At 70.8% G+C, this 8,312-nt stretch carries 5 protein-coding genes; 1 reads left to right on the top strand and 4 read right to left on the bottom strand.

Features of this window, described 5'->3' with window-relative positions; genetic code table 11:
* The 4 genes from ACZ34W_RS37995 to phnA all read right to left on the bottom strand — a co-directional run.
* Nucleotides 1–1,237 (bottom strand): aldehyde dehydrogenase family protein (locus ACZ34W_RS37995; RefSeq protein WP_465610980.1); only part of this gene is annotated, 1,237 nt, incomplete at its 3' end.
* A 119-nt stretch (nucleotides 1,238–1,356) separates the two neighbouring features.
* Nucleotides 1,357–2,457 (bottom strand): zinc-binding dehydrogenase, encoded by a 1,101-nt coding sequence (locus ACZ34W_RS38000; protein WP_465610982.1) that lies wholly within the window; start codon nucleotides 2,455–2,457, stop codon nucleotides 1,357–1,359.
* Between the two features lie 11 nt (nucleotides 2,458–2,468).
* Complete coding sequence (locus ACZ34W_RS38005; protein ID WP_465610984.1) at nucleotides 2,469–3,803, bottom strand: MFS transporter; 1,335 nt, start codon at nucleotides 3,801–3,803, stop codon at nucleotides 2,469–2,471.
* Between the two features lie 120 nt (nucleotides 3,804–3,923).
* Entirely contained in the window at nucleotides 3,924–5,276 is a 1,353-nt protein-coding gene (phnA, locus tag ACZ34W_RS38010; protein ID WP_465610986.1) for a phosphonoacetate hydrolase, read from the bottom strand.
* A gap of 2,569 nt (nucleotides 5,277–7,845) precedes the next feature.
* Here phnA and ACZ34W_RS38015 point away from each other — a divergent pair.
* A partial coding sequence (locus ACZ34W_RS38015) for a substrate-binding domain-containing protein (protein ID WP_465610988.1) occupies nucleotides 7,846–8,312 on the top strand: 467 nt, incomplete at its 3' end.

The following is an 8,312-nucleotide window of genomic DNA, read 5'->3' on the forward strand; positions in this document are numbered from 1 at the left end:
CGTACTTCACCGAGTTCGAGATCCGCATGGCGTCGTCGTAGCCGTCGCACTCGATGACGGAGAGCACCGGGCCGAAGACCTCCTCCTGGGCGATCTCACTGTCCCAGGCCACGCCGGTCAGCACGGTGGGCTCCATGAAGTAGCCGGGAGTGTCCAGGGCCGCTTCCTTGCCTCCGCAGGCCAGCGTGGCGCCGGCCTCGACAGCGGTGCGCACCGCGGTCAGACAGGCCTGCAGGCGTTCCTCGTTGACCACCGGGCCGATGTCCGCCCAGTCCTGGTCGCCGCGCCCGATCCGCATGGCGGACACCCGCGGGACGAGGCGCTCCAGCAGCGCGTCGCGGACGGATCGGTCCACGATGACGCGGCTGGTGGCGCTGCACCGCTGGCCGCTCTGGCCGAACGCGCCGTGGATGACGGCGTCCGCGGCCGCGTCGAGGTCGGCGTCGGCGAGCACGATGAGCGCGTTCTTGCCGCCCAGTTCGAGCTGGGTGCGCATCAGCCGGTCCGCGCCGGCCCGGTTGATGGCCTGCCCGACCGGCAGGGAGCCGGTGAAGGAGATGCCGGCGACCCGGGGGTCGGCGACCAGCGCCTCGCCGGGGTCGCGGTCGCCCTGGAGGAGGTTGAGGACGCCGGCGGGCAGTCCGGCGTCGGCGAACGCCTGCACGAGCAGGGCCGACGTCCAGGGGGTCAGGGGTGAGGGCTTCAGGACGGCCGTGCAGCCGGCGATCAGGGCGGGGGCCACCTTCCACATCGGGATGGCGACGGGGAAGTTCCACGGCGTGATGAGCCCGACCACGCCGAGCGGGCGCCGGAACGTCATGGCGAGTGTGCGGGGCTCCTCGGCCGGGGTGGTGACGCCGTTGATGCGGCGGGCCTCGCCGATCGTGAAGTCCAGGATCGTCAGCGAGCGCGCCACCTCGCCCCGGCCCTCGGACAGGCGCTTGCCCTGCTCCCTGGTGATCGCCTCGGCGAACAGCTCGGAGCGCTCGGTGATCAGGGCTGCCGCGGCCCGGAGCACCTTGGCGCGATCGATCGGCCCGACCGCGTCCCAGTCCCGCTGGGCGGCGGCCGCCGCGTCGACGGCGGCCGTGGCGTCCCCGGCTCCCGACTCCGTGAACTCGCCGATCACGTCGGTGGTGTCGGCCGGATTCAGGTTCGGCCGCACCTGCCCGGTCAGCGAGGGCGACCAGCGGCCGGCGATGTGGTTGAGCAGATGCGCGGGGTGCGGATTCGACATGGCGGACTCCGTGGCGGGAGGAGGGAGCAGGGAGGTGGCCCGTGCGGGCGGCCGTGCGGTCGGACGCCGGGTCGACGCCCCTGAGGGGGCAGGGGCGTCGACCCGGCAGCAGGGGGGTGTCAGCCCATGTGGACGGCGATCCGGGGGGCTGCCCCGGTGCGGGCCGCGGCGACGGCCGCGTCGATGTCCGTGAGGGGGAAGGAGTCGGGGACGAGCCGGGCGAACCGGTCCTGCACCGGGGTGCGGACGAGGAAGTCGACGGCCTCGGTGAGGTCCTCGACCGTGTAGTTGTGGCTCCCGACGACACGGGTGAGGTTGCGGACGAAGGTGTTGGGTTCGAAGGCCACCTGCGGACCGGGGGAGACGGAGCCGACGAGGGCCACGCGCCCGTCCAGCCCGACGAGGTCCAGAGCGGACTGGACGGCCCTGTGGTGGCCGGACAGTTCGAGGACGACGTCCGCGCCGAACTCCCTGACCGCCGTCTCCAGCGCGCCTGGGGAGCAGGCGACACCGGCCCCGAACTCCAGCGCCAGGTGCCGCCGGCCCGCGTCGACGTCGCAGGCGATGACGTTCCGGGCGCCGCGGTCGAGGGCGTAGGCGATGGCGGTGAGGCCGAGCATGCCGCAACCGATCACAAGCACGTTGTCGCCGGCCGTTAGTTCGGTGCGCCGGGCCGCGCACACGACGGTGGCGGTGGCGCAGTTCGCAGGTGCGGCGACCTCGGCGGGCAGTTCCTCAGGGACGGCGACCAGGCCGGTGCCCGCGACCAGGTGGCAGTGGGTGGCGAGGCCGCCGTTGTAGCGCCAGTGGTCGGTGATGGCCTCGTGGCCGTACTTGCGCACGCTCTCGCACTTCTGCGGGACGCCGCGGGTGCAGCGTCGGCAGGTGCCGCAGGAGGTGCCGATCGTCCAGGTGATCCGCTGTCCGGGGACGACGGGCCGGCCGTCGGCGAGGACGGGGGAGCCGCCGACCGCCTCGACGACGCCGACGGCCTCGTGCCCCAGGACGGTCGGCAGCGGGGTGGGCCGGTCCCCGGCAATGGTGTGCAGGTCGCTGCCGCACACGGTCGCGAGTTCGATGCGGACCAGGACCTCGCCGGGCAGCAGCCGGGGCAGCGGCTGCTGCCCCACGCTGAACCCCATCTCGGGCCCGGACCAGACGGCCGCGGTCGGCGGCAGTGGCGTGCGGGGTACGGAGTTCACGGTGCTGGGTTGTGTCATGTCCGTTACCCCTAGCGCCGGATCGTGAGGGCGACGAGGGCGCTGAGCGAGCAGGCCCCGGCCACGATGAGGAAGATGAGGCTGGTGTTGCCGGTGTTGTCCATCAGGCCGCCGATGAACGGCTCGGCAAACCCGGCGAAGAGGTAGGCGAAGCAGTTGACCACGCCGGTTGCGGTGCCGGCCATCCGCTTGCCGGCGATGTCCGGGCAGAGCGCCCAGAACGAGGACTGCGGGCCGTAGACGAAGAACCCGGTGAGGAAGAGGACCATGATGCCGGTGGTGGTGCCCAGCGGCGCGAGGTACATGGTCATGGCTGCCACGGCTCCCATGACCATGAACAGGATGATCGGGCGGTCCCGGCGGGCCCCGAAGAGCCGATCGGAGATCTGGCCGTTGACCAGCGCGCCCACCGCCATGCCGACGGGCAGCGCGACCGAGATCCACAGCGGGTTGATGCCGCCGCTGCCCTTCTTCCAGTCGCTACCGAGGAAGTAGACGGGCACCCAGATCAGCAGGCCGTAGCGGGCGGTGTTCTGGAAGCCGATGGCGATGCCGGTGGACCAGATCCTGGGGTTGCGCAGCACGGTCTTGTACCGCTGGAAGGACGACTCACCGGCGGCGGCGACGCTCGCCCGCTCGTCGTTGTCCTCCTCTGCGGTGACGGAGGCGGGCGGGGTGACGCCGGCCTGCTTGGGGCTGTCGCGGGCGACGATGTAGAAGGTGATGCCGCCGACGAGCATCAGCAGCACCGGCGCCCGGAAGATCCACTGCCAGTCGAGGTGGAGGGTGTCGACGACGATGGTGGAGGTGACGTAGGCCAGGACCGAGGCCATGCCCGCGGCGAAGGTGTAGAAGCCGAAGCTCTTGCCCCGCTCGCGCGGGCCCCACCAGTTGGAGATGACCCGGCCGCCGGAGGGCCAGCCGAGGGATTGTGCGAACCCGTTCGCGCCCCACAGGAAGGCGAGTGACCTGCTGCCGGTCGAGAAGCTCGTGCACCAGTTGAGGATGGTGGACAAGATGGCGCCGGCGGCCATCATGCGCCGGCCGCCGAGCTTGTCGGCGAGGTTGCCGTTGATCATCTGGCCCGCGGCGTACGACCAGAGCAGGATGCCGCTGATCCCGCCGAGGGTGGCTTTGCTCAGGCCGAGGTCCGCCTGAATGCCGGGGATCGCGAAGCCGAACGTCTGCCGGCCGGTGTAGAAGAAGAAGTAGCAGAACATCGCGGCCAGCAGCATGCGCCACTTGAGCCGGTTGTAGGCGCCTTCCTCGAGGGGTTCGGGAGCGGGGGTGGGGGTCCCGGATCTCGACAGCTTGGTGTCGGATCGCAGGTCTTCCGTGTTCGACATGGTTCTCAACCGATCTGGGTGGATTGCCGGTGAGCGCCGCAGGGCACGCGGCGTGGGTCGAGGCGGCAGCTGCCGCCGGGGGCGGTGGCCACCCCTGGGGGAAGGGGTGGCCACGCCGTGTCAGAGCGCGTGCGCGGTGCCGCTCTCCTGCTGGGCGACGAGCGTGGTGGCCACCCAGAAGGCGTCGTAGTTGTGGATCACGGCGGGGTCGCCGTACGGCTCGTCGAGGGGCTCGGGCCGCGGCAGACGGCGGTTGATCAGGAAGGGGATCTGGAGCTCGCCCAGCGCGCCGTGGGACCTGAGCGGGGCGTCCAGACCGCTGAGGTCGTGCCAGGCGGGGAAGCGGCCGAGGGCGGTGCCGGCCTCCGCGAGGACCACGATGTCGCCGATGCGGTCGGCGGGCTGCGCGAACCGCTCGGCCGCCTCCTCGCGGCCGTGTGCCTCCTGCACGCCTTCGATGGCGCGCAGGGCTTCGATCGTGGCGTCGCGGTCGGCGCCTGCGGGGAGGTACACGCTCGCGAAGGAGCCGAGCGCGCCGTGGTGCACCGTGTACGGGTCGGTGATCGGAAGGATGACCCGCAGACCCTCGGCCTCGTCTTCCGCGGGAACGCCCAGGATCCGTCGGACCTCCTCCTCGACGTAGACGACCTGGGCGCGGCCCTGGGCGTCGGTCTTGGCACTCATGCCGTGGTCGGCGGTGAGCACGACGGTCGCGCCGAGTTCCGCCAGCCGGCCGGCGTAGTGGTCGATCTTCTCGTAGAGGTCGTTGGCGGCCGGTGTACCGGGTGCGTTCTTGTGCTGGATGTAATCCGTCAGGGACAGATACATCAGGTCCGCGCCGCGGGTTTCGAGGATCCGCACACCGGCGGCCAGAGCGAACTCGCTGAGGTCGGCCGAGTATACGTTCGGCAGCGGCCTTCCGACCAGGGCCATGACACCGCCGATGCCGTTGTCCTCGACGGTGGCCTGGTCCGCCTTCTCCGCGGAGAAGCAGATGCCCCGGCGCGAGGGGGCGACGAACTCACCGGACCCGTCGAGCGAGGGGCCCTCCTCGACGAGACCGGCGCCGAGCAGCCTGCGCAGCTTGTCCTTCGCGGTGACCACGACGACGTCCAGACCCGCCTCGTTCGCTGCGGCCAGGAGGGTGGGCGCCCGCAGGAACCGCTTGTCGTTCATCAGCACCTCCTCACCGAGTTCGGTGTCGAAGATGTAGTTGCCGCTGATGCCGTGTACGGCCGGTGGCCGCCCGGTGGCGATGGACACGTTGTTCGGATTGGTGAGAGCGGGCATCGCGCAGTGCGCCGGCCAGGAGCTTCCCTCGCCGTCGAGGACCTTGCTCAGCCAGGGCATCCGCCCCGCTGCCATCGCCTCGACGTGGTAATCCGGCTCGCTGCCGTCGATGCAGATCACGACGACCGGGTTTGCGGGCCTGGCGTACGTCCTGCCGTTGACGGTGAAATTCCCGGTGGTCACGGGGGCTCCTTAGCGTTTCGTTAACGTGGCGCGTATCTGTTGGTAACGCAAGGGTGGTGGCGGGACAGATCGAGAGGAACCCCCGATCCGGTTATCCGGGCGATAAGCGCGGGCCACTGCTTTACGGCAGATCGGGCAGCCTTTGAGAACTCTTTGGCAACAATCCGGTGAAGGTGCGAATCGGCCCGGTGTGCGGTGTGCGGTGTGGGGACGGGGTGGGGGAGGGGAGCGCGGTCAGCGGCTCCTGGGCCAACATGGCGGCCCCCAGACGGGCCGCCCTGTCGCCTACCCGTCCCACGACCACCTCGGGGCGCGGCCCACGCTGGTGGTTCTTCCCGAGGGCGGAGCCGATCTCCTGCCGTAGGGCCGTGTCCGCAGCTGGCAGCGGTCCGCCGACGACCGACCGCTCCACCTCGGCGGCGAGGATCATCTCGGTGAGCGCCCTGCTTCCGCGCTCCGCAGTGTCACCGTCCGGTAGTCGGGTGAGTCCCGCCCGGGGCGAAGGCCGCCGACCCCGCGGACCGTCCTCCGCGCAGCATCGCGACCAGGACCGGGTCGCCCGATGCCACGAACACGAACGCGTCGCATTCCCGGCCGGCTCCGAGTCTCCCCTCGCCGACGGCACCGGCATGCCCCGCCTGCCCGAGGGTGACATGTACGTCGAGGTGCTCCTCCAGCCAGCAGCGCAATGGCGTGCCCGCCCGGCCCAGCCGGGGCATCGTGGCGGTGCCCGTGATCCGGTCGACGGATCCGCCGATCACGAGGCCCGGCCGCCGCCACCGGCGTTCCCCGGCGGCCGGCCGGCCGGCCAGCCAGCGCGGCGAGGTCGCTCGCGCAGCCGAGCAGTGTGTCGAGCAGGGCGTCCGGGCTCCTGTTCAGCCTGGCGCACCAGCGCTCCGACTCCCGCCCCGGCCGTCGCTGGTCATCACGGTGCCGTTGATGTAGGGCGCGCCGACGTCCAGGGCGATGACACTCGTCCCGGCAGCGGGACGCCGTCGCGCGGTCTCCTGCCCCGGTGCGCGGGGAAGCGCACCGAGCTGTTCGGCGGGTGTGCCCCGCACCGTGGTAATGGCGCGGTCACGGTTGGGTGCGGAGCAAACGTGTCCGGGGTGTGAACTGGTGACGGTCATGGCGGCCCTGCCTCCGGGGGGTCCTGAAGGTGGTGTGCAGTGCCCGAAATGCTGATGGGGTGGATAGCGGAATCGTATGGGCGGCGCTCCGTGCCCGGTGTCGGAGCGGGAAGTCCGGAATGTGCCCCTCAGGCTTCCGCTCCGTAACGCCATGTCCGGATCGACCGGACAGTGCCTGACGTACAGTCAGTAGATTCGACGTGAGAGGTTCCGGGACGTTCGCGAGGCTCCGGCGTCGCCGGAGGGCGCCGGTCGGTCCGAGCGTGCCGCCGGCCCCATCTCCTTGGAACATGGCGGCACTTCACCCCGTCTGTTCAGCGACAACAGGGCCGACGACAGTCCCGGAGCGCCCCGGACCCCCAATGCGTCAGCGAACGGCTCGTCCGTGAAGATCTCCCCGAGCCGGTCCCTCACGCTGATCGCCGGCGAGCCCTTCGGGAAGGCCGACCGGGCCACCCGGACCGTCTCCTCCGGGATCTCCGGTAAACCCCTGGCCTGCAACGACATCGCGCGACCTCCTGCGGCCTCACGACAGATACGACCGCAGAAGAGATCCTTCCCCAACCACCCCGGTCACAGCGAATTACGCAGCAGAGCCCTGGAAGGCCTCAAAGTCAGTGGTATTGCGGCTAGCGGAGGACTGTGTCCGGCTCCCGTACTGGTCAGTGGTCCGCCGCCGGCTGGCCGTCCGTGTCCGACGCGCCGCAGGGCCTGGAACCGCGGTCTCCCGCCCTGCCAGGGTGCGCGGCGGTTTCGGGTGGGCCCGGGTTCTGCCGGCGCCCTCCTGCGACTCGCGCAGGGCCGTCTGACGCCTTGGCGCTTGCAGCAGCGGATCCTTGACTTGCAGTCAGGGCTTCCTCGGTCGGGCCACCCCTCCCGTTCGGTGGCGGCCCGACCGGTTCCTCGTGCTCCAGCTCCGGGGCGGGCGTTGTCCGGGTCTGATCGGTACCGCGCACTCCGTGTCGGCCCGTCAGGGCGCGCCCGCCTCGTCGGGCGCGCGGGCAGCCCGAGGTTACAAGGAGATCTCGACCGGTCCATCCCCTTGACGATCGGCCTGTGAGCGGGATCTCATATGCCCCATCGCGTTCAAGCATGTTTACTCTTGAGTGATTTCGTTGAAGTGATCCAAGGTGTCGCCCGGTCCGCATGATGTCGGCAGGCCCCGCTGGCGCCCGGTCACCGTTGCTGGTGCCCCGGCCACCGTTTCCGGGATTCCCGCCTCGTCGAGGCTCTTCGTGCCGGATGGGATCCCCTGGCCGGCGCCTTGACCAGACCTTCTGGCATCCGTGCGGCCGTGACCGGACGGATGTTCGTGGAGCCGCAGGGTCACCTCGCGAGTGGTTCGGCCGCCCCGTACCGGCGGGTGCCGCATCAACCCTCCACGCCACTGGCCTCTCCCCCCCACCCCGCACAGAGTCGCACACCCCCTTGGAGCCGTCATGTCCGCCATCCCGCACCGCTCAGCCATCCCGCACCGCCACACGGCCGCCGCCACCGGCCTCCTGCTCGCGCTCGCCCTGACCACGGCCTGTTCGACCGGTCAGGAGTCCGCCTCGTCATCTGGCGCGGGTGCCTCGGTGGCTCCGGTGAGCGGCAAGATCTCGATGACCTACCTGCAGAAGCAGGGCGACCAGGAGTACTTCATCGGCGAGGCCGACGGCGCGAAGGCCAAGGCCGCCGAACTCGGCGTGGACCTGAAGGTGGTGAACCTGGGCAACGACGCGAACAAGACCGTCAGCGAGGTCCAGTCCGCGATCGCGCAGAAGTCCAACGGCCTGATCGTCGTCGTCCCCGACCCCGCCGTCGGCCCCCAGGTCGTCCAGGCGGCCAAGGACGCCAAGGTCGCCCTGCTCACCTCCGACGACCAGATCTGCGCCACCGGCCCCGACCCGTCCGTCTGCGCCAA

It is taken from the genome of Kitasatospora sp. NPDC022856 (genome assembly GCF_055561235.1).

Bases quoted from the DNA above. Each gene is read 5' to 3' on its own strand.
- ACZ34W_RS38000 (WP_465610982.1), bottom strand. From the start codon at position 2,457: ATGACACAACCCAGCACCGTGAACTCCGTACCCCGCACGCCACTGCCG.
- ACZ34W_RS38005 (WP_465610984.1), bottom strand. From the start codon at position 3,803: ATGTCGAACACGGAAGACCTGCGATCCGACACCAAGCTGTCGAGATCC.